General features: G+C 61.5%; 17 protein-coding genes. 9 read left to right on the plus strand and 8 right to left on the minus strand.

The features are described from left to right. A complete protein-coding gene (locus tag KW062_RS02025; RefSeq protein WP_027617277.1) occupies positions 1 to 888 on the minus strand; it encodes a LysR family transcriptional regulator in 888 nt (295 codons plus the stop codon). Positions 889 to 1,024: 136 nt separating this feature from the next. Between KW062_RS02025 and lysM the strand changes: the two genes are divergently transcribed. Next, positions 1,025 to 1,465: a peptidoglycan-binding protein LysM gene (gene lysM / locus KW062_RS02030; protein WP_027617278.1), complete on the plus strand. Its 441-nt coding sequence runs from the start codon at positions 1,025 to 1,027 to the stop codon at positions 1,463 to 1,465. 51 nt (positions 1,466 to 1,516) lie between these two features. Here the strand turns inward: lysM and yrfG are convergent, their stop codons facing one another. Next, positions 1,517 to 2,179, minus strand: coding sequence for a GMP/IMP nucleotidase (yrfG, locus tag KW062_RS02035; RefSeq protein ID WP_105754104.1), 663 nt, complete (start codon positions 2,177 to 2,179; stop codon positions 1,517 to 1,519). An 88-nt stretch (positions 2,180 to 2,267) separates the two neighbouring features. Between yrfG and nudE the strand changes: the two genes are divergently transcribed. Together nudE and cysQ are read left to right on the plus strand one after the other, a co-directional pair. Further along, a complete protein-coding gene (nudE, locus tag KW062_RS02040; protein ID WP_027617280.1) occupies positions 2,268 to 2,834 on the plus strand; it encodes an ADP compounds hydrolase NudE in 567 nt (188 codons plus the stop codon). Beyond that, positions 2,831 to 3,658 (plus strand): 3'(2'),5'-bisphosphate nucleotidase CysQ, encoded by an 828-nt coding sequence (gene cysQ / locus KW062_RS02045; protein ID WP_105754103.1) that lies wholly within the window; start codon positions 2,831 to 2,833, stop codon positions 3,656 to 3,658. Before nudE ends, cysQ begins: the two co-directional genes overlap by 4 nt. A 220-nt stretch (positions 3,659 to 3,878) precedes the next feature. On the opposite strand, the gene KW062_RS02050 is transcribed toward cysQ, so the two are convergent. Genes KW062_RS02050 through KW062_RS02060 form a run of 3 tightly spaced genes read right to left on the minus strand, consistent with a single transcriptional unit; the run spans position 3,879 to position 7,566 of the window. After that, a complete protein-coding gene (locus KW062_RS02050) occupies positions 3,879 to 4,334 on the minus strand; it encodes a YiiD C-terminal domain-containing protein (RefSeq protein WP_105754102.1) in 456 nt (151 codons plus the stop codon). 35 nt (positions 4,335 to 4,369) lie between these two features. Further along, a complete protein-coding gene (locus tag KW062_RS02055; RefSeq protein ID WP_105754101.1) occupies positions 4,370 to 5,761 on the minus strand; it encodes a sigma-54-dependent transcriptional regulator in 1,392 nt (463 codons plus the stop codon). Next, positions 5,758 to 7,566 (minus strand): sensor histidine kinase, encoded by a 1,809-nt coding sequence (locus tag KW062_RS02060; RefSeq protein ID WP_027617284.1) that lies wholly within the window; start codon positions 7,564 to 7,566, stop codon positions 5,758 to 5,760. Before KW062_RS02060 ends, KW062_RS02055 begins: the two co-directional genes overlap by 4 nt. Before the next feature lie 219 nt (positions 7,567 to 7,785). Between KW062_RS02060 and KW062_RS02065 the strand changes: the two genes are divergently transcribed. From KW062_RS02065 to KW062_RS02080, 4 genes are all read left to right on the plus strand, one after another. Continuing rightward, positions 7,786 to 10,698: an aminotransferase gene (locus KW062_RS02065; protein WP_105754100.1), complete on the plus strand. Its 2,913-nt coding sequence runs from the start codon at positions 7,786 to 7,788 to the stop codon at positions 10,696 to 10,698. Positions 10,699 to 10,906: 208 nt separating this feature from the next. After that, a complete protein-coding gene (gene aguB, locus KW062_RS02070) occupies positions 10,907 to 11,785 on the plus strand; it encodes an N-carbamoylputrescine amidase (RefSeq protein ID WP_027617286.1) in 879 nt (292 codons plus the stop codon). Positions 11,786 to 11,790: 5 nt separating this feature from the next. Beyond that, positions 11,791 to 12,897, plus strand: a complete 1,107-nt coding sequence (gene aguA, locus KW062_RS02075) for an agmatine deiminase (protein WP_027617287.1) — start codon at positions 11,791 to 11,793, stop codon at positions 12,895 to 12,897. Positions 12,898 to 13,135: 238 nt separating this feature from the next. Next, positions 13,136 to 13,336, plus strand: coding sequence for a hypothetical protein (locus KW062_RS02080; RefSeq protein ID WP_105754099.1), 201 nt, complete (start codon positions 13,136 to 13,138; stop codon positions 13,334 to 13,336). A gap of 54 nt (positions 13,337 to 13,390) precedes the next feature. On the opposite strand, the gene KW062_RS02085 is transcribed toward KW062_RS02080, so the two are convergent. Next, positions 13,391 to 15,484, minus strand: coding sequence for a TonB-dependent receptor (locus KW062_RS02085; RefSeq protein ID WP_105754098.1), 2,094 nt, complete (start codon positions 15,482 to 15,484; stop codon positions 13,391 to 13,393). Positions 15,485 to 15,708: 224 nt separating this feature from the next. On the opposite strand from KW062_RS02085, the gene KW062_RS02090 reads away from it, so the two are divergent. Further along, positions 15,709 to 16,410, plus strand: a complete 702-nt coding sequence (locus KW062_RS02090; RefSeq protein WP_105754097.1) for a DsbA family protein — start codon at positions 15,709 to 15,711, stop codon at positions 16,408 to 16,410. A gap of 238 nt (positions 16,411 to 16,648) precedes the next feature. Continuing rightward, positions 16,649 to 17,935 carry an OprD family porin gene (locus KW062_RS02095; RefSeq protein WP_027617291.1) on the plus strand — a complete coding sequence of 429 codons (1,287 nt, stop codon included), beginning with the start codon at positions 16,649 to 16,651 and terminating at the stop codon, positions 17,933 to 17,935. Between the two features lie 259 nt (positions 17,936 to 18,194). Here the strand turns inward: KW062_RS02095 and KW062_RS02100 are convergent, their stop codons facing one another. Continuing rightward, positions 18,195 to 19,028, minus strand: coding sequence for a hypothetical protein (locus KW062_RS02100; RefSeq protein WP_256350877.1), 834 nt, complete (start codon positions 19,026 to 19,028; stop codon positions 18,195 to 18,197). Beyond that, positions 19,028 to 20,866 (minus strand): hypothetical protein, encoded by a 1,839-nt coding sequence (locus KW062_RS02105; RefSeq protein ID WP_105754096.1) that lies wholly within the window; start codon positions 20,864 to 20,866, stop codon positions 19,028 to 19,030. The genes KW062_RS02100 and KW062_RS02105 overlap by 1 nt, the downstream gene beginning before the upstream one ends. Between the last annotated feature and the right edge of the window lie 18 nt (positions 20,867 to 20,884).

Genomic DNA, 20,884 nt, shown 5'->3' on the forward strand with positions numbered 1-20,884 from the left:
TCAAGAGCTTGCCATTGATCGTTGGTAAAAGGCGAAACAGGCCTCGGCCAATGCCGAGCGAGGGGCGCTGCGCCGCATGATCAGGCCCAGTCGGCTAAGGGTTTGTGCGTTTTCGATGGGTTGCAGGCGCAGGTGCTCGGTCAAGGACTCCAGGCCGCCGGTCAGCGGCATGACGGCGCAGCAGAGGCCGCCGTGCACCGCCTGCAACAGTTGATGGACCGCGTCGGTTTGCAGCAGCGGTTGCGGACTCAAACCGCGACTGTGGAAATTGTGGTCAATGGACTGGCGAAAGTGCATGCCGCTGGTGAGCATGCCCAGTGGCAATTCGATCAGTGCCTCCCAGCTCAAGGGGGTGTCGCCGAAGCTGAAAAAACGCTGGTCATAGAGCAAGCCCATATGGGTTTCGCTGAAGGCCAGAGAGTCGAAGCGTTCACCGTCCAGGCGCTCCAGGTAGGACACCCCGAGATCGAGGCGGTTGTTCGCCAGTTGTTCGAGGATCTGCTCGGAGCTCAGTGCCGACAATTCAAAGCGCAGGTTGGGGTGCTCGGCATGCAGCTGTTGCATCAGCGGCACAGGGTCGAAGCTCGACAGCGGCACCACGCCCAGGCGCAGGGTGCCGACCAGGTTGCCGCGACAGGCGGCGGCTTCGGCCTGCAAGCCATCACACGCCGCCAGTACCGTGCGCGCCCACGCCAGAACCCGTTCGCCCGGGGCGGTAAAGCCCTCGAAGCGCTGGCCGCGATTGACCAGCGGCAGGTCGAGTTCTTCTTCGAGGTTGCGCAAGCGCATCGACAGAGTCGGCTGAGTGATGTGGCAGCGCGCGGCGGCCTGGCCGAAATGCCGGGTCTCGTCGAGGGCGATGAGGAATTTCAGTTGTTTGATGTCCATCTTCGGTCCTCGGCGCGCTGGAGAGCGGATTCTAGCGGCTGGCTTGACCTGCGTCATTGGTCGGTTGGCAGCCGCACGACGTAGAGTTGGTCTAGGCTTTCGCGACCGGACCAATGAAACCCAAGGAGAGTGCACCATGAGTCTTTTGAGCTTTGTCAAAGAAGCAGGCGAAAAACTGCTGGATCTGCTGACACCGGGTAACGCCAATGCGAGCGAGCAGTTGAAGGAACACATCAGCAAGGTCGGCCTGGGCAATCCCAACGTGCAGGCCACGGTAGAGGGTGACAAGGTCACTGTGACCGGCGAAGTCGCCAGTCAGGAAGAGAAAGAGAAAATCCTCCTGGCGGTGGGCAATATCGAGGGTGTGGGCAGTGTCGACGATCAGATCACCGTGACCGGGCCGGTGGTTGCCGCGGCGCGATTTGTGGTGGTGAAGAAGGGCGATACCCTGAGCGCGATTTCCCTGGCGGTGTATGGCAACGCCAACCACTACAACAAGATTTTTGAAGCCAACAAACCCATGCTCAAGGACGTGAACAAGATCTATCCAGGACAGACTCTGCGTATTCCTGACTAACCCATCCAGCGTCTCCCACAGAGTGCCCATCGCTCTGTGGGAGTGCTGTCGCTAGAGCCCTTCGATCAACTGCCGATAATCCCCCGCCGCCGCAAACTCGGCCGTGTCCTTGGGTGCCTTGCGGCTGTCCGGCACGCTGACCGCGAGTAAGTGCCCAACACCAAAATCCCGCGCACTGCGCAGAATCGGCAGGGTGTCGTCGATGAATAGGCTGCGGCTCGGGTCAAAGCCGATATCAGCCTGCAGTGCGTCCCAGAATTGCCGGTTTTCCTTGGGGAAACCGTAGTCGTGGGAGCTGATCAGCCGCTCGAAGTACGGTGCCAGTTCAATTCTTTCCAGTTTCAGCGACAGCGAATCGCGGTGCGCGTTGGTGATCAGGATCACCCGCTTGCCAGCCTGTTTGATCGCCGCCAGAAAGGTATCGGCGTCCGGGCGCATGGCGATCAGGTGCGCGGTTTCCAGCTTCAGCTCGCGCACCGGCAGTTTCAGTTCGCTGCTCCAGAAATCCAGGCAATACCATTTCAATTGGCCAGCGTTGCGCTCGAACAGCGGCTGCATTTCCAGCTCGGCCATCGCCCGGCTGATGCCATGCAGTTCGGCGTAGCGCTGGGGCAGGTGTTCCATCCAGAAATGGTTGTCGTAGTGCAGATCAAGCAGGGTGCCGTCCATATCCAGCAGAACGGTATCGATGTCGCGCCAGGGCAGTGTGGGCATCGCGGACTTCTCCAGCGGTAAACAAATATCCGACATAAACAATCAGGACAGGCCGGGTATAGTAACCCGTTCACGTCAAGGAGCCGCCATGCGCCAGAAACCCGAAGTCCTCGCCCGCGAAATCGTCGCCACCAGCCGTCTGTTTTGCGTTGAAGCGGTCCAGCTGCGTTTCTCCAATGGCGTCGAGCGTACCTATGAGCGTTTGGTTGGCAAGGGCGCTGGCTATGGCGCAGTGATGATCGTGGCAATGCTCGATGCAGACCACGCGGTGCTGGTCGAGGAGTATTGCGGCGGCACTGATGCCTATGAAATGTCATTGCCCAAGGGCTTGATCGAGCCCGGCGAAGACGTGTTGGCCGCCGCCGAGCGCGAGCTCAAGGAAGAAGCCGGGTTTGGCGCCCGGCAACTTGAGCACTTGACCGAGTTGTCGCTGTCGCCGGGCTATATGAGCCAGAAGATCCAGGTGGTGCTGGCCACCGATCTTTACGAAGAACGCCTCGAAGGCGACGAGCCGGAGCCGATGCGCGTTGATCGGGTCAATCTGCGCGAGCTGGCGGCGCTGGCGCAGAACCCGCAATTCACCGAAGGGCGCGCCCTGGCGGCACTCTATCTGGCCCGTGACCTGCTGACCCAGCGTGGAGCCTTCCAGCCATGAATTTTCCCCATCCATTGATGGCGCCGGTGATCGAGTTGGCCCTGCAGGCGGGTGAGGCAATCCTGCCGTTCTGGCGCAGCGGTACCGATGTGCTGACCAAGGCCGACGATTCTCCAGTGACCGCTGCGGACCTGGCGGCGCACCACCTGATTGTCGCCGGTTTGACGGCGCTGGATCCGAGTATCCCGGTGCTCTCGGAAGAGGACGCCAACATTCCCCAAGCCGTGCGTGCCGGCTGGCAGCGTTGGTGGCTGGTGGACCCGCTGGACGGCACCAAGGAATTCATCGCTGGCAGTGAAGAGTTCACCGTCAACATCGCCCTGATCGAAAACGGGCGAGTAGTGTTCGGCGTGGTGTCGATGCCCACCAACGGTCGCTGCTATTTCGGCGGTGCCGGGCTCGGCGCCTGGCGCGCTGACAAAGACGCTGTACCGTTGCCGATCCAGGCCCGCGAAACACCGCCAGCAGGAGAGGCATTCACCGTGGTTGCCAGCCGCCGCCATTCCAGCCCGGAACAAGAGCGCTTGCTGGCGGGCTTGAGTGCCAGCCTGGGTGAGTTGCAGCTGGCGAACATCGGCAGCTCGTTGAAGTTCTGCCTGCTGGCCGAAGGTGCTGCGGATTGTTATCCGCGGTTGGCGCCGACGTCCCAGTGGGATACCGCCGCAGCCCAAGGTGTGCTCGAAGGCGCGGGTGGCGAGGTGCTGGAGTTGAGCGGCGCTCCGTTCAGCTATCCACCGCGAGAGTCGTTGCTCAATGCCTTTTTCCTGGCCTTGCCGGCGCAGGCGGTGTGGCGCGAAAAGCTGCTGGAACTGGCGCGGGCCTGAGATTTCAAAGTCGCTCATCAAACCTGTAGGAGCCGGCTTGCCTGATGCGCCCTGGTGTGGCGATTCGCTGGCAAGCCAGCTCCAGGTCTGCGTCGTGTACGGCATTCCACAAAACCTACCAGGAGCAGCCCCGGCGGCGTTCTGCTGCTCGCGATGAGGCAATCAGCCACACCGCATCTCATGGCTGGCAGCCAGTTTCCAGAGGAGAGAAGGTTGGCTATCAGCGGTGCAACACATACTGCCCGCTGAAGGTTACTGCTGATTCATCGCTGCCAGCGTTGACGATCCGCGTCTGCAGGGTCAGGCGGGCTCGGCCGTAGCGTTGGTACATCGTCAGAAATTTCTTCCAGACCGTCGCATCGGGTGCATCGCACAGGGCAATCGCGTCGCCGGTGACCGGCAGCGGGTAGTTGATCTGGCCTTCCTGAATCACGATATGGCCGTCCTCGATGCCGGCTTCACGCAGGCGCAGATGCAGCCAGCCCCAGCCCGCCAATACCGCGCCGCAATACAGGCTGCCGCCGAACATGGTGCTCTTGTGATTGACGTTGGCCGCCAGCGGCAGGTGCAGGCGCAGTTGCTGGTCCTGCCAGTCGAGCACCGTGAGGCCCATCTCCCGGGTCAGGGGGATGTCGTGGTGCAGGATCGATTCCAGGTAACGGCTGTCGCGGTTCATGCAGGGGCCTCAAGCAAAAGATTGATCGGCACGGCTCAGTCGAGTTCGTCGGCGTGGTGCTGGGCGGCATCGGCAAAGTTCAGGCCGTGCTTGCGCAGTTTGTCATGCAGGGTCTTGCGCGGCACCCCCAGGGCCTCCGCGACGCTGCGCAGTGAACTGTGGGAGCGCGCCAGTTCGGCGGCGATCAGGTTCCTCTCGAAGCTTTCCACCTGTTCGCTGAGGTTGCCGCTCGTTATCTGCTGTTGCGGCGCCGGGCTGCCATCGACGGCATTCGAATCCAGCGCCAGTTCCAGGCCCAGAGCAAAGCGCTCGGCGGCGTTTTGCAGTTCGCGCACGTTGCCCGGCCATGGGTGGCGCAACAACAAGGCACGCTGTCCCGGCAGCAGTTCGTGGGGCGCCAGGCCGTGGCGTTCGCTGGCTTCATTGGCAAAGTGCTGGAACATCACCAGTGCATCCTCACCGCGCTCACGCAGAGGGGGAATGCGCAATGGCGCGACGTTCAGGCGGTAGTACAAGTCGGCGCGAAAACGTCCCTGATCGGCGGATTGGCGCAGGTCTTCCTTGGTCGCGGCGATGATGCGGATATCCAGCGGGATCAGTTGATTGCCCCCCAGGCGTTCGACCACCCGCTCCTGCAGCAAGCGCAGCAGCTTGACCTGCACATCCAGGCTCATGCTTTCGATTTCATCGAGAAATAGCGTGCCGCCATTGGCGAATTCGAACTTGCCGATGCGGCGCTTTTGCGCGCCGGTGAAGGCGCCCGGCTCATGGCCGAACAGCTCACTCTCGACCACTGACTCGGCCAGCGCACCAGCATTGATCGCGACGAAAGGGCCGTTGCGTCGGCCCGAGAGATCATGCAGGGCGCGGGCCACCACCTCCTTGCCAGCCCCGGTTTCGCCGAGGATCAGCACATCGGCCTTGGTGGGTGCCAGTGCGCCGATCTGCTCACGCAGGCGCTGCATCGCCGACGATTGGCCGATCAGTCGCGTGCTCAGCTCATTGCGATCGCTCAGGGCCAGGCGCAGGCTGCGGTTTTCCAGGACCAGGCGGCGCAGGGCCAGGGCGCGGCGCACGCTGTCGAGCAAGGCATCGCTGGCGAAGGGTTTTTCCAGGAAGTCATAGGCACCGGCGCGCATCGCCTGTACTGCCAGCGGTACATCACCGTGTCCGGTGATCAGCAATACCGGCAATTCCGGGTCCTGGGCGTGCAGCTCGGCCAGCAGTTCCAGGCCATCCATGCCCGGCATGCGGATGTCGCTGACCACCACCCCCGGCCAGTCACGACCCAGTTGCACAGCCAGGCCCTGAGCCTGAGCCAGCGGCAGAATTTTCAAGCCGGCCAGGTCGAGCGTCTGGCTCAGCGCCTGGCGCAGATGGGGATCGTCGTCGATCAGGATGACTTCAATCCGCTCGTCGATACTCATTCACTGCGGTCCTCGGAGGGTTGCAGGCTGACACCGGGTGCACCAGCGCGTAGCCGCAGGGTAATCAAGGCGCCGCCTTCCTTGTGGTTGGCGAACGACAGTTCACCACCGAAGGCGCGCATCAGGGTTTCGCAGATGGCCAGCCCGAGGCCAAGGCCCTGGGTGCGGGTCTTGGTGGTATAAAACGGCTCGCTGGCGCGGCCCAGGGCTTCCATGCAGAAACCCGGGCCGTTATCGCGGATGTACAGATTGACGCCCTCAGCGGTGGTTTCGGCACTCAGCCAGAGTTTGCGCGGCGGACCTTTTTCGGTGAGGGCGTCGAGGGCATTTGCCAGCAGATTGCCCAACACCTGGCGCAGGCGTGTTTCGCCAGCCTCGACCCACAACGCGGCCGCCGGCAGGTCGCGGATCAGCTCCACTTCCATGCTCCGGCGGCGCTTGGCCAACAGCGCCAGGGCATCGTCCAGGGCCGGTTGCAGGGCGACACTTTCCGGGGCGTGGCGGTCGCGCCGGGCAAAGGCGCGCAGGTGGGCGATGATCGAGGCCATGCGCCCGGTCAGTTCGCTGATCAGCTTGAGGTTGCCACGGGCATCGTCGGTGCGTTGATGGTCGAGGAGGATTTCCGCGTTCTCGGCATAGCTGCGAATCGCTGCCAGTGGCTGATTCAGTTCGTGACTGATGCTCGCTGACATGGTGCCGAGCGCCGAGAGTTTGCCGGCCTGCACCAGATCGTCCTGGGCGCGCACCAGCTCCTGCTGCGCCTGCTCACGTTCCAGCACTTCTTCCTTGAGGCGGCGGTTGAGGCCTTCAAGGTCGCTGGTGCGTTCGGCCACTCGTGCTTCGAGTTCGCGTCGGGTCCGGGCTTCAAAGTCGATGCGCTGCAAGTAATGCCGGCGGCGCTGCATCAGCAGCCCGAGCAGCAACATCAGCACCAGTAAGGTTGCGCCGCCGATCACCACGACGTTGCGCACTGGGCGATCGATCAGCGTGCGTGGCGCGAGGATGCTGACGCTCCAGCCGGTCTCATCGATCTGCTGGGTCTGGGTCAGCCAGGCGTCGCGGTTGATCAGCAGCGGGCGCGGATCGAGGGTCGGGTAAGGCTGTACGCCGGCGATGGCCTCGCGTTCTTCGGCGGTCAGCTCGCGGGTGGCGCGGAAACGCCAGTCGGGCCGCGAGGTGAGGATGACCACGCCGTTGTGGTCGGTCACCAGCAGTTGTTCCGGGGTCTTGCCCCACAGGCTTTCGGTGTGGTCGAGGTCGACCTTGATCACCAGCACGCCAAGAATGTCCTCGCCATCGCGCACCGCAGCAGCGAAGTAGTAGCCGCGTTTGGTCGAGGTGGTGCCGAGACCGAAGAAGCGCCCAAGGCGGCCTTGCATGGCTTCACTGAAATAGGGTCGGAAGGAAAAATTGCGCCCGATGAAACTGTCGGCTTTGTCCCAGTTGGAGGCGGCCAGGGTATTGCCCCGGGTGTCCATCAGGTACATCACCTCGGCGCCGGTCTGGGCGCTGATGTTCTTCAGGAAGCGGTTGGCGTTGCCCTGGGTGACGCCGTCATCCGGCGCACCGAGCACGGCGCGCAGGGCCGGCAGGTCGCCGAGGATCTGTGGCAGCACCTCATAGCGATGCAGGGTGCCCAGCAGGTTGGCGACGTAGAGATCCAGGGTCTGGCGGTTCTGCCCGGCCAGTTCACTGCGGTAGTAACGCTCGGCCAGTTGCTCCAGCGGCCAGAGCAAGGGTGCCAGGCACAGGGCGAGCAACGCCAGGCTGCGCCAACGGGGTCTGCGGGGGAGGGCTGGGGTCATGGGCATCGGGTGTCGCCTGAGGGTACGGGTGCATTATGCCTAGGCTGGTTCGGCGAAACACGCGCGCAACGGACGTCTGAGCCTGTAAATCATAGCGTGTCGCGAGGTCCAGGCGCGTCACCGGCGTGCCGGGCGCCCGATCACTGACCGCTGCCGGGGGTTGCGTATCGCCCCGAGCAGTGGCGATATAGGCGCCTTACAAAAAATCCAGGGGTCGTCATGTTGCTCGCCACGTTGATTCATCGCGCCAGTCTGGCCAGTCCGCAAGTCACCGCCGAGCAGGCGCTGGAGCTGCTGCAAGAGCACTACGGCCTGAGCGGAACGCTGAAATCGTTGGGCAGCCAGCAGGATCTCAACTATCGGCTCGACAGCGACCAGGGCCGTTTCGTCCTGAAAATCTGCCGGGGCGATTACGCGGCGCTGGAGCTCGAAGCCCAGCACGCGGCACTCAAGCACCTCGTCGCACACCCCGGCCTGCACGTACCACGAGTGATTGCCGCGAAGAACGGCCAGGACCTGCTGACCCTCGAACTGGCCGGGCAATCCCTGCATGTGCGTTTGCTCGACTACATCGAAGGCCAGTCGCTGACCCACCTCGACCACCTTGGCCACGAAGTGGTCGCCGGGTTCGGCCAACTCTGTGGGGAAATGGACCTCGCCTTGGCGGGCTTCGATCATCCTGGCCTCGAGCGCACCCTGCAGTGGGACGCCCGCCACGCCAGCGCCCTGACCGAGCACCTGCTGCCGGTGATCGCCGACGAAGCGCAGCGCGCCCGCCTGGCCGATGCCGCCCAGCGTGCCGAGCGACGCTTGCAGCCATTACAGGCGAAGCTGCCGGTGCAGGCGATCCACATGGACATCACCGACGACAACGTGGTCTGGAAGCGTGATCAGCAGCGCCACTGGCAGGTGCAGGGGGTGATCGATTTTGGCGACCTGATCCGCACCTGGCGCATCACCGATCTGTCAGTGACCTGCGCCGCGCTGCTGCACCATGCTGATGGCGATCCGATGGTCATCCTGCCGGCCGTGCGCGCCTATCACGCGGTCAATCCCTTGCGTCGCGAAGAGTTGCAGGCACTGTGGCCGATGATCGTGGCGCGAGCGGTGGTGCTGGTGCTCAGCGGTGAGCAGCAGGTCAGCATCGATCCGCAGAACCAGTACAGCCGCGACAACCTGAATCACGAGTGGGAGATTTTCCACGTCGCCACCTCGGTGCCGTTCGAATTGATGGAAGCCGCCATTCTGACGGCCGTCGGTGAGTCGCTGCCGGTGATCGCCAGCCAGGGTTTCGCACCTTTGCTGCCGAGCCTGGTGGGGCGTGAGTTCGCACTGATCGACCTCGGAGTCTTGAGTGCGCATTTCGAAGCCGGCAACTGGGAGCAGGAGGGGATCGATCAGCGCCTGCTGCAGGAAGCGGCGGCGGTCCATGGCCTGGCGGCCAGTCGCTATGGCCAGTTCCGCCTGTCGCGCACGCAGCCGGACAGCGCCGTCGAGCCGGACACTTGCCCACTGCATGTCGACCTGCAGGTTCCCGACGGGACCACGGTCGAGGCGCCGTTTGCCGGGATCGTGCACCTAGGCCGCGATGGTCATCTGCAGCTGGACAGCGCGCAGTTGAGCGTGCGCCTGTGGGGCGTCAATCCGTCGCTGCACGCCGGTGCCGCGGTGATCAAGGGCCAGGTGCTGGGTGAGGTCCGCGGTGCGCTGCGGGTGCAGTTGAGCCGTGGCGCCGAACTGGATCCGCCGCTGTTCTGCAGTCCCTCGCGAGCGCCTGCCTGGCAAGCCCTGTGCCCGTCACCGGCGGCGCTGTTGGGGCTGGCCTGCGATGCCGAGGCCGAGCTCGATCCGCACACCTTGCTGGCCCGCCGCGATGCCAGTTTTGCCCGTTCGCAAAAACACTATTACGTCGACCCGCCGCGCATCGAACGCGGCTGGCGCAACCACCTGATCGACATGCAAGGCCGCTCCTACCTGGACATGCTCAACAACGTCGCCGTGCTGGGTCATGGTCATCCGCGCATGGCCGCCGAAGCCAGCCGCCAGTGGTCGCTGCTCAACACCAACTCGCGGTTTCACTACGCGGCGATTGCCGAATTCTCCGAGCGTCTGCTGGCGCTGGCACCGGACTCGATGGACCGAGTATTCCTGGTCAACAGCGGCACCGAGGCCAACGACCTGGCTATTCGCCTGGCCTGGGCCTACAGCGGCGGCCGCGACATGCTCAGCGTGCTCGAGGCCTACCATGGCTGGTCGGTGGCGGCGGACGCGGTGTCGACCTCGATTGCCGACAACCCGCAAGCACTCAGCAGCCGTCCGGACTGGGTGCATCCGGTCACCGCGCCCAACAGCTATCGTGGCGAATTCCGAGGCCCGGACAGCGCGCCTGATTACGTGCGCAGCGTCGAGCACAACCTGGCGAAAATTGCCGAGCAGAAGCGCCAGTTGGCCGGGTTCATCTGCGAGCCGGTGTACGGCAATGCCGGCGGGATCTCACTGCCGCCGGGTTATCTGCAGCAGGTCTATGGGCTGGTGCGCGCCCAGGGCGGCGTTTGCATCGCCGACGAGGTGCAGGTTGGCTACGGGCGCATGGGCAAGTTCTTCTGGGGCTTCGAAGAGCAGGGCGTGGTGCCGGACATCATCACCATGGCCAAGGGCATGGGTAACGGCCAGCCCTTGGGCGCGGTGATCACCCGCCGGGAAATTGCCGAAGCGCTGGAAGCCGAAGGCTATTTCTTCTCCTCGGCTGGCGGCAGCCCGGTCAGTTGCCGGATCGGTATGGCGGTGCTCGACGTGATGCACGAAGAAAAACTGTGGGAAAACGCCCAGGTCGTCGGTGGCTATTTCAAGGAGCGCCTGGAAGCCTTGATCGAACGCCATCCGCTGGTCGGTGCGGTGCACGGTTCGGGCTTTTACCTGGGGGTGGAGTTGATCCGCAATCGCGAGACGTTGGAGCCGGCCACCGAGGAAACCACATTGCTTTGCGACCGCCTGCGCGAGTTGGGGATTTTCATGCAGCCCACCGGCGATTACCTCAACATCCTGAAGATCAAGCCGCCGATGGTGACCTCGCGCCAAAGCGTGGATTTCTTCGTCGACATGCTGTCCAAAGTGCTGGATGAGGGGTTGTAGGCGTTTTTCACGGGCAATTTAAGCCGATTAATATCGGCTTAAATCTGTGTATTTCTGACGAAATGAATATTGTAAGCTTCTAAAGCCGATTTTTATCGGTTATAAAGTCGCCTGACGCCGGGCTGTGGACTGCCACGCCCGGACGTCCCCATTTCTGTCATCGGTCGAGGCCATACTCGATCCTCTGCACCCGCCCGGGAGATGATTCATGAGTCGTATCGTTACTGTCGCTGCTACCCAGATGGCCTGTTCCTGGGACCTTGAAGCCAACATCGAGACCGCCGAGAAGCTGGTCCGCGAGGCCGCAGGCAAGGGCGCGCAGATCATCCTGATCCAGGAATTGTTCGAGAGCCCGTACTTCTGCCAGAAGCCGAACCCGGATTACCTGCAGCTGGCGACCTCGGTCGAAGACAACGTGGCGATCAAGCACTTCCAGAAAGTTGCCAAAGAACTGCAGGTGGTACTGCCCATCAGCTTCTACGAGCTGGCTGGCCGCGCCCGTTTCAACAGCATCGCGATCATCGATGCCGATGGCAGCAACCTCGGGATTTATCGGAAAAGCCATATTCCGGATGGCCCTGGCTACCACGAAAAGTACTACTTCAATCCGGGTGATACCGGCTTCAAGGTCTGGAACACCCGATACGCGAAGATCGGCGTCGGTATCTGCTGGGATCAGTGGTTCCCCGAATGCGCCCGCAGCATGGCGCTGCTCGGCGCGGAAATCCTGTTCTACCCGACCGCCATCGGCAGCGAGCCCCATGACCAGACCATCTCCTCCCGTGACCACTGGCAGCGCGTGCAGCAGGGCCATGCCGGCGCCAACCTGATGCCGCTGATCGCCAGTAACCGTATCGGCAACGAAGAGCAGGACGGCTACGACATCACGTTCTACGGCTCCTCGTTCATCGCCAACCCGTTCGGCGAGAAGGTTGAAGAGCTCAATCAGACCGAAGAAGGCATACTGGTGCACAGTTTTGATTTGGATGAGCTGGAGCACATCCGCAGCGCCTGGGGTTCGTTCCGCGATCGTCGCCCGAACCTCTACGGCCCGCTGAAAACCCTCGACGGTTCCCTGGAGTCCTGATTGCAATGACCACTTTACACAGCACCCCGCGCGAAGACGGCTTTCACATGCCCGCCGAGTGGGCCCCGCAAACCCAGGCCTGGATGGTCTGGCCAGAGCGTCCGGACAACTGGCGTCTGGGTGGCAAGCCGGCACAAGCGGCCCACGTCGCAGTGGCCAAGGCTATTGCGCGTTTCGAGCCGGTGACGGTTGCCGTGTCCGCTGGCCAGTACGAAAATGCCCGCGCCCGCCTCGACGTACCGAATATTCGCCTGGTGGAAATGTCCAGCGACGACGCCTGGGTCCGCGATACCGGGCCGACCTTCGTCATCAACGACAGCGGCGAAGTCCGGGGTGTCGATTGGGACTTCAATGCCTGGGGCGGTTTTGACGGTGGCCTGTATTCGCCGTGGAACCGTGACTCGCAGGTGGCCGGCAAGATTCTCGAAATCGAACGCGCGCCACGCTACCGCACCGAGGGCTTTGTGCTCGAAGGTGGTTCGATTCACGTCGACGGCGAAGGTACGCTGATCACCACCGAAGAATGCCTGCTCAACCGCAATCGCAACCCGCACATGGACCGCGCGCAAATCGAAGCAGTGCTCAGCGCGCAATTGGCTGTGGATAAAATCATCTGGCTGCCGGACGGTTTGTTCAATGACGAAACCGACGGTCATGTGGATAACTTCTGCTGCTACGTGCGCCCGGGCGAAGTGCTGCTGGCCTGGACTGACGATGCGCAGAACCCCAACTACCCGCGCTGCCAGGCGGCGATGAATGTGCTGCAAAACAGCACCGACGCCAAGGGTCGCCCATTTATTGTGCACAAGATGCCGATTCCGGGGCCGTTGTTTGCCACCGAAGAGGAGTGCGCCGGTGTCGATCCGGTGGACGGCACCCAGGAGCGCAATCCGTCGGTGCGCCTGGCCGGTTCCTACGTCAACTTCCTGATCGTCAACGGCGGCATCATCGCGCCGAGCTTCGACGATCCGATGGATGCACCCGCCAGGGAAATCCTGCAGAACCTGTTCCCGCAGCACGAAGTGGTGATGGTGCCGGGCCGTGAACTGTTACTGGGTGGCGGTAACATCCATTGCCTTACCCAACAGCAGCCAGCGCCGCACACCGTTTGAGTGGAGTTGTAACAAGCGTTTATCCGGGCGGTTCACCCGTCTGAGGCACCCGCTAGCACGCAAGCCCGCAGCCTTGACCGGTTGCGGGCTTTTTTGTCGCCGCACGTCGGCCCGCTGGGGAGATTGGCATAGCTCTTGTATCTATTTGAGAGTGATTCTCGGGAATGTAGAACGGCGTTGTTCTGTCATAAACCTTGGATAAGTTAGGCCGCTCACAAACCGGGAGAGAGCGCTGCACATGAACAGGGTCAGCGAGCAGACGCCGCATCCCTTTGTAATCAATAGCGAATCCCTGCAATTGCTGGCGCAGTGGTTGAAATCCAACGGAACGCGACAGGTCAGGGAACCCGACCCGCGCAGGATGATGATCGAGCGCTACCCCGCTGGTTTGTTCAGCGAGGCAGAACTTGAGGCGCTGTGGGATGTGATGGAAGGATAGACAACAACGGATTGGTAAAGCGCTGCCCGGATGGCAGCGCTTTTTTTTCGCCGGTCAGAAACTGTAGGTGCCGGTGACCACCAGGCTGCGTGGCGCGCCCGGCTGGATCTGGAAGGCGCTGGTCGACGACTCGTAGTAGTGCTTGTCGCTGATATTGTTCAGCGCCGCGCGCAGGTCCCAGTCTTTCTGGCGGAAGCCGGCCAGCGCATCCCAGCGGCCATAACCCGGAAGTACTGTGGTGTTGAGGTTGTCGGCGTAGCGGTCGCCGACCAGGGTCAGGCCGGTCTCGGCGTACCAGCCCATTTCCGGTTTCCAGGTGATGAACAGGCTGCCGTTGCGTTTGGCGACGTTGCTGATGCGCTTGCCTTCAAAGCCGTTGTTGTCTTTCTCCACGGTCGCGTCCTGGAACCCGGCGCCACCGCGCAGGTACCAGTTGCCGGTGATCTTGCCGGCTGCCGTCAATTCAATGCCGCGCGAGCGCTGCATGCCGGTCAGCAGGGTCACGGTCGGATCGTTTGGATCGCTGGTGCGGCGGTTGTACAACTCAAGTTCGTAGACCGCCAGGGTGGTGCTCAAGCGGTCGTCGAGCCAGTCGCTTTTGACGCCGATTTCTTTCTGTTTGGTCAGCTCGGGACTGAGGTCGTTGACGTTGGTGGTGACCCCCGGGGTGATGCCGATCAGCCCGCCGCCGACCGGGGAGAAGGTCTTGCTCCAGGAGGCATAGAACGAATGGTTGCGCAGCGGCGTCCAGACCACGCCGACCCGTGGGCTGGTGCTGTGGCTGTCGCGGTTTTCGGAGATGTCCTTGAGCTGATTGGTCGAATCCACCTCGAAGGTGTCGTAACGCAAGCCGCCGAGCAATTGCCACTGATCATTCAGGCGCAGTTGATCCTGGACATAAATGGCGCGGCTTTCGACCTCGGTGTGCGAGTCGCTGAACACCTGCATGCGCCCGGTGTGCACCAGGTCGCGATTGGGGTTGTATAGGTCCAGCCCAGGCACGGCGCTGTTGCCCGGTGGCGTGGTGGCGGCGTTGTAGAGTTTTGGGTCGCGACGCTGGCTGCCCAGTTCCAGCCCGGTGAGCAGGCGATGCTCGAACCCGTAGGTGTCGAAGCTGCCTTCGAGTTCGAGGTTGTTGTAGATGTTGCGAGTGGTCAGGTCCTGCTGCCAGTGCTGGCGCACCACTTGGTTAGTCGCGGTGTTCACGTTGGTGACGTAGGTGTTGTCGAAATCGCTGTTGAGCTTGAACACACCAAGGGTCTGGCGCAGTTGCCAGTTGTCGGCGATGTCATAGCTGAGTTTGGAGCGCAGGGATTGCGATTTGTCGTCGATGAAATCGTTATCGGTGCCGTAGGTGGTATCGCGGCCGACGTCGGCAGGGCGCCCATTGATCGCCGGAATGCCGCGATCGGGCGTACGGTTGTAACGGCTGTATTCGTACTGCACCAGCCAGTTCAGGTCGGGCGTCAGTTGCCAACTCATCGATGGCGCGAACAATTGGCGACTGCCGCTGACGCCGTCGCGGAAGCTGTTTTCATCCATGTTGCCCATGTTCAGGCGCAGGCTCAGGTTGTCGCTGGGGTCGGTGCTGAGGTCTGCGTACAGACTGCGCAGGTCTTCGCTGCCGCCCTGGGCCTCGAGGGTCGAGCGGCGGCCGAACTCCGGCAACTTGCTTACTCGGTTGACGATCCCGCCCTGGCTGCCACGGCCATACAGCACGGCGGCCGGGCCCTTGAGCACTTCGATGCGCTCGATGTTGTGCAGGTCGCGCACGTACTGGCTGTCGTCGCGGATGCCGTCGAGGTAGAAGTCGTTGCTGGCGTCGAAGCCACGGATGCGCAGGCTGTCGAAGCGCGTGTCGGCACCGCTGCTGACGTTGGGAATACCGCTGAGGGCGGTGCCCAAATCGTTGGTGCCGTAGTCGGAAACGTTGGCGGTTTTGATCGAGTCGATAGCCTGGGGAACGTAACGCACAGGGGTGGCCGTGCGCGTAGCGGTGCTGGTTTCCTTGACTCGTGGGTCGTCGACGTCGGCGTCAGCGCTAATGGAAGTCGCGGGTAGTTCGGTGGTGGCAGCGTAGGTGAAACCGCCGCTCAACGAGGCGCAGAGGCCCAGGGTGACGGACGTAAGACGGAAGGGGGCAGGCATGGAGACAACGCATCCGGAAAGGGGGAAGAAATTTAAGGGTGCGAATGGTAATGCTTGCTATTTACGTGCGTTAATTATTCTTGTGTTGCGCTGATGTTTCTTTGTTTCCAGTTGTGTCTGAGTAAATTCGACCGCTTGGCGCAACAAACTAAGTGCCTTTACGACGTTTTTCGAGGGCAGTGACAGAGATAGGCTGTCGGCATTCAATCCTCTCGGAGCTGTCTATGTCTGCCGCGACCCTGCATTACCTCTTCGATCCCCTGTGCGGCTGGTGCTATGGCGCCAAGCCGTTGATTGCGGCGGCACAGGAGGTGCTGCCGGTGATCGCCCACGGCGGCGGGATGATGACCGGGGCCAATCGCCAGCCGGTCTCGGCGCAACTGCGCGACTACGTCATGCCCCATGACCGGCGGATTGCCGAGTACACCGGCCAGCCGTTTGGCGAGGCCTATTTCGAAGGTTTGCTGCGCGATCACACGGCGTTGTTCGATTCCGCGCCGCCGACGGCGGCGGTGCTGGCGGCCGAGCAACTGGCGGGGCGCGGCCTGGAACTGCTTGGTCGTCTGCAAAGTGCGCACTATGTCGAGGGCCGGCGGATCGCGGATGAGTCGGTGTTAATTGAGTTGGCTGCCGCGCTGGGTTTCGAATCCACGGCCTTCACTCATACCTTCAAGCAGGTTTTGGCCAACGAACTGCCCGCGCATTTCAAGCAAAGCCGAGCCTTGCTGGCGCAGGTTGGCGGGCAGGGTTTTCCGACCCTGGCGCTGGAGCAGGAGGGGCGGTTTTCGCTGATCGATATTGGTCCTTGGCTGGGCAAACCGGACGCGTTCGCCGATTGGCTCAAACAGTCTATTGGGCAGTCGGCGGCGCAGAGTTCTGCAGTCAATCCGAGCTGCGGCCTCCACGGCTGCGGGCCAGGCAACTGATTTCTTAGACGTTTTTTGACTTATTACAGACGATTCACGAAATTGACACACAGTTACATGCGCGGCTAGGATCCGCCCCACGCCTGTGGCACGTAGCCACGACCTCAAAACAATAAAAAGGGCCCGCCACGCTTTCGCGTGGGCGGGCCCTTTTGTTTGACGGATGAAAAAAGAGCGCAAAAGCAGCCATTTCAGCCAGCGGTCACAGCGCGTCTCAACCCGTAATAAGGAAAATAACATGTTGAATAAGCGTATTAGTCTGATCGCTCTGGGGATGTTGAGCGCGACTCAAGCAATGGCCAATGACCAAGCTGAGTCCAAGGGTTTCGTTGAAGACAGCAGCCTGAAAGTGCTGCTGCGCAATGCCTACATCAATCGCGATTACAAGGATGGTAACGAAGACAAGGCCGAGTGGGGCCAAGGTGTAATCGGCACCTTCTCCTCGGGCTTCACTCAGGGCACCGTCGGTGTCGGCGTGGACGCGTTCGGTCTGTATGCCCTGCGCCTGGACGGCGGCAAGGGTCGTAGCGGTGCCGGTGGTATCGACTTCTTCAAACAAGGCGACAGCGGCGCTGCAGCCAACGACCTGTCCAAGGGCGGCGCGGCGGTTAAATTCCGTCTGTCGAGCACCGTACTGACCTACGGTGACCAGATGCCGGCCCTGCCGGTACTGAACTATGACAACTCGCGTCTGCTGCCGGAAAGCTACACCGGTACCTTGATCACTTCGAAAGAAATCGAAGGCCTGGAGCTGAACGCCGGTCGTTTCACTGCCGAATCGCGCAAGAGCGCGGAAGGCCGTGACAGCGGTGGCCTGAAGTCGATCAACGTGTTGGGCGGCAGCTACCAGTTCACCGAACAGTTCAAGGGCGCGCTGTACGCTTCCGACGTCGAAGACGTGCTGAAGAAGCAGTACATCAACCTGAACTACGTGTTCCCGCTGGCTTCCGATCAGTCCCTGACCCTGGACCTGAACGGCTACCGCACCAAGCTGGAAGACTCCTACGTTCGTGACAGCGGCGCCACTGGCGACGACAACAAGATCTGGAGCCTGGCCGCCACTTACGCCACCGGCCCGCACTCGTTCACCTTGGCGCACCAGCGCAGCACCGGTGACAGCAACCTGGGTTACGCCTACGGCGGCTACCAGAAAGATCAGGGTCGCGTCGGTGACGGTGGTAACACCATCTATCTGGCCAACTCCTACTGGTCCGACTTCAACGCTGAAGACGAGCGCAGCTGGCAGTTGGGCTACGGCCTGGACTTTGGCGCGTTCGGCGTGCCTGGCCTGACCTACAACGTGGCTTACGTGCGTGGCGACAACATCACCACCTCCACCAGCACCGGTGGCACCGAGCGCGAAATCTTCAACCAGTTCAAGTACGTGGTCCAGAGCGGCCCCGCCAAAGACCTGAGCGTGAAGCTGCGCAGCTCGGTTCTGCGCGTGTCGCAGAAATCCAGCGAGTACAACGTCAGCGGCAACGAGCTGCGGGTGTTCGTCGACTACCCGATCAACGTGTTCTGATACAGCGTGCGTGATCGCGGCCTGATTCCAGGCTGAAAAAAAGCCCCGACTCGCGAGAGTTGGGGCTTTTTTATGGGTGCTGATTTTGAAACTGTTCACCGGCCTGATGTGAGCTCGGACTTGTGGGAGCCAGCCTGCTGGCGATGTCGGTGGGTCAGTCAGCAAAGATGTTGAATGTGCCGGCCCAATCGCTAGCAGGCTAGCTCCCACAGGTCCAAATCCCTGGGGAAGCAGGCCGGCCACAGGGATTGTGACTCAATCACTCCACCGCGCTAGTCAGCTCAGGGTTACCAAAGCCTTTGAGTGTGGCATTGGACTTGGCGAAGTACTGGCTCCAGAAGCCTTCGAGGTTCTGGATCATCTTGCCGCTGCGGTAGCCGTTCTTGATCTGGGTGGGCACAAAGGCCGCCCCATGCACATAGACCCGGGCCCCGCCAAAGTCAGCCAGCAGGTTCTGCTTTTCGACCTTCGCCAGTTCCACTCCCGGGTTGATCTCGCGGATCCCGTTGTTGGTGTAGAAGCTGCCGAAGTCGCTGTACTCGAGCATGTCGGACATCAGCAGGATGACGTTGTCGTCCACCCCTTCGGCGGTCTTGATGTCGTCGCCGATGGACTTCAGGCTGAAGAGGATTTCGCTGCGCGGGATGTCCGAGCTGGACTTGCCCATGGTGCCGGCGAAAGCCTTGCCGAAGCGTTGGTAGAACGCCGTCGACTGGCCTTTGAGGCAGGCATCGAACTTGCGGGTGGCCATCATTGGTACGTCGCCCAACACGGTGGCATCGATGGGCTTCTCCAGCTCGCCGGCAAACTGCAGGCGAGTGTAGTGACCTTCGAGGTAGGCGCTGAACGAGTACAGGCGTAGTTTGTCACCCGGTTGCAGGAACCGCTTGATGTGGCCCCAGGCGGTTTTCTGCAGGTCTGGGGTCAGCGGCGTGGTCTGGTCGACCACCACCGTCAGCATGCGCCCGGACGGCGCGCTGCGGAACTGTTCGATCTTCGCTTGGGCGTAGCAGCTCGGGACATCATTGCGCTCCGCTGCCACCAGGGCAGCGGGCGCCAATGCCAGAGCCAGGATCAGGCTCTTGAACTTCATCAGGCCTCCGACTTGTCGAGCTTTTGCAAGTGGCGCGCGCGACGGATGGTGGCCACGTCCACGCCCTTCTTGCCTGCCACGTAGTCCATGTCGTCGTCAGCGTAGGCGGTCAGGTCGCCGTAGGCGTTGTGATCGAAGGCGCCAGTCGACGGTGCTGGTGCTGGTGCGGCCACGGGCGCAGGCGCAGGCGCAGGCGCGGGTGCCGGGGCTGGAACTGCCTCCACGGTGACGGCCACGACCTGAGCGACTACCGGTGTCGGAGCTGGAGCCGGAACCGCGGTGGGAGCAGGGGCTGGAGCAACGTAGAAGATTTTCAGGGCGTTGAAGCTCTGCTTCAAACCAAACAATTCTTGATCGTTGTCGTCGATCTGCTCAAGACGTGGAATGGCCTGGGCAATGATTTGGTTTATTTTCGGCTCGTCGCTTGTCGTAATCGCAGCATTCAGATCAGCAATGATCTGATTGAGATAATTCACGACAACGTCGCGCGCTTTAGTCTTGGTGTTCGCTTCGCCTTCCTTGTGGCGTTTGAGCGCTGCCTTGTCATCTTCCTCGTTAATGAAGGCCTTGAAGGTGCGATTCGGCAAGTCTGCGCGCAATTTTTCCAGGTCATCGCCACCGACGCGGAACACTTTCATCTGCAGGCCTTGAAGGGTGCCCAAAGAAGCCTGAGCATCGTTGCCCACGCTGCGGGCCTTTCTGGCGTGATAGCGCATGTAGTCGTCGGCGCTGGAAAACTTGTGGACCAACTCCCATGCCTTGCGCGAGTGAATACCGGCAAAGCCGTAAATGTATGCCAGGTAAGTCGAGGTTGCCTGGATGAAGATAAACAGGCCGCTCAAGACCGCAAAGGTCACCAGGGACGCACGGTGCAGGGCGTCGATCTGGTCCTGCGCCGATTTACCTGCGGCGCTATCCGAGAGTGCCTGCATGTCGTCCGCAAGCGGCACGCCATCGTTACTCGGGAAGTCGTCAGCGGATTGGCTGATTGCAGGAGGATTGGCAATCAGGTCGGTTTCCTGAGCGTTGAGCGTTTCAGTACGAACCCAGAAAGCTGCTGCCGCCAGCCCGATAATAAATACGCCATAGCCGATGAGAACACCGAAGCTCTTCTTTGGCATGCCGTCTTTCTTGTCAACTTTCACCCGGTTGAGCATCTTTTGATACTCGGGTAACGCGTCATCGCTCTTGGTGTTATCAAGGGTAATGACACCTTTACCGGTGAAGTCGCCTTCGCTGCCACTGCGACGCAGGCTTTGGTAGGACATGATGTGGTCGATGACGCTGTTTTTGTACATCACCCGACCCGCGAATTCCGAGAGGAACAAGCCAATAATCGAGATCACCAGGCCGATGGCGAACGCACCTGCCATCGCGGTATTTGGCGTGGCCAAAGTCAGAGCGAAAGGCGCCAGGGCAAAACCAAAGGCGGTGGCCTCGATCAGCATCAGGATGATGATCAGGCTCCACAGGCCAAGACCTTTCTCGTGGCGACCATCCTCATGAATTTTGCCCAGGTAATCCTGGTTGCGATGGAAGGCGGCTTCGGAAGGTTGGTGATCTCGATAGTAGGCCTCGTAGAAATGGCACAACTCGCTTTCAGAGGAAAGAAAACCCAAGGCTTTGGGGTTCTCCGGGCTTGGTTTTTCCTTTGTGCCTGGATGTTTGACCCAATGGCGAATCCGGCCAAAAAACGGCGTGCGAATGCGCAGGTTCATCCACCAATAGCAGAAGGACGACCAGTAGACGATCACCGGAATCGCCAACAGGATGGTGAAGACGACTGGAATGATCACATACCAGTACGCCGCAAAAAACGTACGAAAAATCTCGAGCATGATGAGGGCCTCTCTCTA

Source organism: Pseudomonas fluorescens (assembly GCF_019212185.1).
Lineage (GTDB): Bacteria > Pseudomonadota > Gammaproteobacteria > Pseudomonadales > Pseudomonadaceae > Aquipseudomonas.

Bases quoted from the DNA above. Each gene is read 5' to 3' on its own strand.
- cysQ (WP_105754103.1), top strand. From the start codon at position 2,831: ATGAATTTTCCCCATCCATTGATGGCGCCGGTGATCGAGTTGGCCCTG.
- KW062_RS02080 (WP_105754099.1), top strand. From the start codon at position 13,136: ATGAACAGGGTCAGCGAGCAGACGCCGCATCCCTTTGTAATCAATAGC.
- KW062_RS02100 (WP_256350877.1), bottom strand. From the start codon at position 19,028: ATGAAGTTCAAGAGCCTGATCCTGGCTCTGGCATTGGCGCCCGCTGCC.
- yrfG (WP_105754104.1), bottom strand. From the start codon at position 2,179: ATGCCCACACTGCCCTGGCGCGACATCGATACCGTTCTGCTGGATATG.
- KW062_RS02065 (WP_105754100.1), top strand. From the start codon at position 7,786: ATGTTGCTCGCCACGTTGATTCATCGCGCCAGTCTGGCCAGTCCGCAA.
- KW062_RS02105 (WP_105754096.1), bottom strand. From the start codon at position 20,866: ATGCTCGAGATTTTTCGTACGTTTTTTGCGGCGTACTGGTATGTGATC.
- KW062_RS02095 (WP_027617291.1), top strand. From the start codon at position 16,649: ATGTTGAATAAGCGTATTAGTCTGATCGCTCTGGGGATGTTGAGCGCG.
- KW062_RS02060 (WP_027617284.1), bottom strand. From the start codon at position 7,566: ATGACCCCAGCCCTCCCCCGCAGACCCCGTTGGCGCAGCCTGGCGTTG.
- KW062_RS02050 (WP_105754102.1), bottom strand. From the start codon at position 4,334: ATGAACCGCGACAGCCGTTACCTGGAATCGATCCTGCACCACGACATC.
- KW062_RS02055 (WP_105754101.1), bottom strand. From the start codon at position 5,761: ATGAGTATCGACGAGCGGATTGAAGTCATCCTGATCGACGACGATCCC.
- KW062_RS02090 (WP_105754097.1), top strand. From the start codon at position 15,709: ATGTCTGCCGCGACCCTGCATTACCTCTTCGATCCCCTGTGCGGCTGG.
- lysM (WP_027617278.1), top strand. From the start codon at position 1,025: ATGAGTCTTTTGAGCTTTGTCAAAGAAGCAGGCGAAAAACTGCTGGAT.
- KW062_RS02025 (WP_027617277.1), bottom strand. From the start codon at position 888: ATGGACATCAAACAACTGAAATTCCTCATCGCCCTCGACGAGACCCGG.
- KW062_RS02085 (WP_105754098.1), bottom strand. From the start codon at position 15,484: ATGCCTGCCCCCTTCCGTCTTACGTCCGTCACCCTGGGCCTCTGCGCC.
- nudE (WP_027617280.1), top strand. From the start codon at position 2,268: ATGCGCCAGAAACCCGAAGTCCTCGCCCGCGAAATCGTCGCCACCAGC.
- aguB (WP_027617286.1), top strand. From the start codon at position 10,907: ATGAGTCGTATCGTTACTGTCGCTGCTACCCAGATGGCCTGTTCCTGG.
- aguA (WP_027617287.1), top strand. From the start codon at position 11,791: ATGACCACTTTACACAGCACCCCGCGCGAAGACGGCTTTCACATGCCC.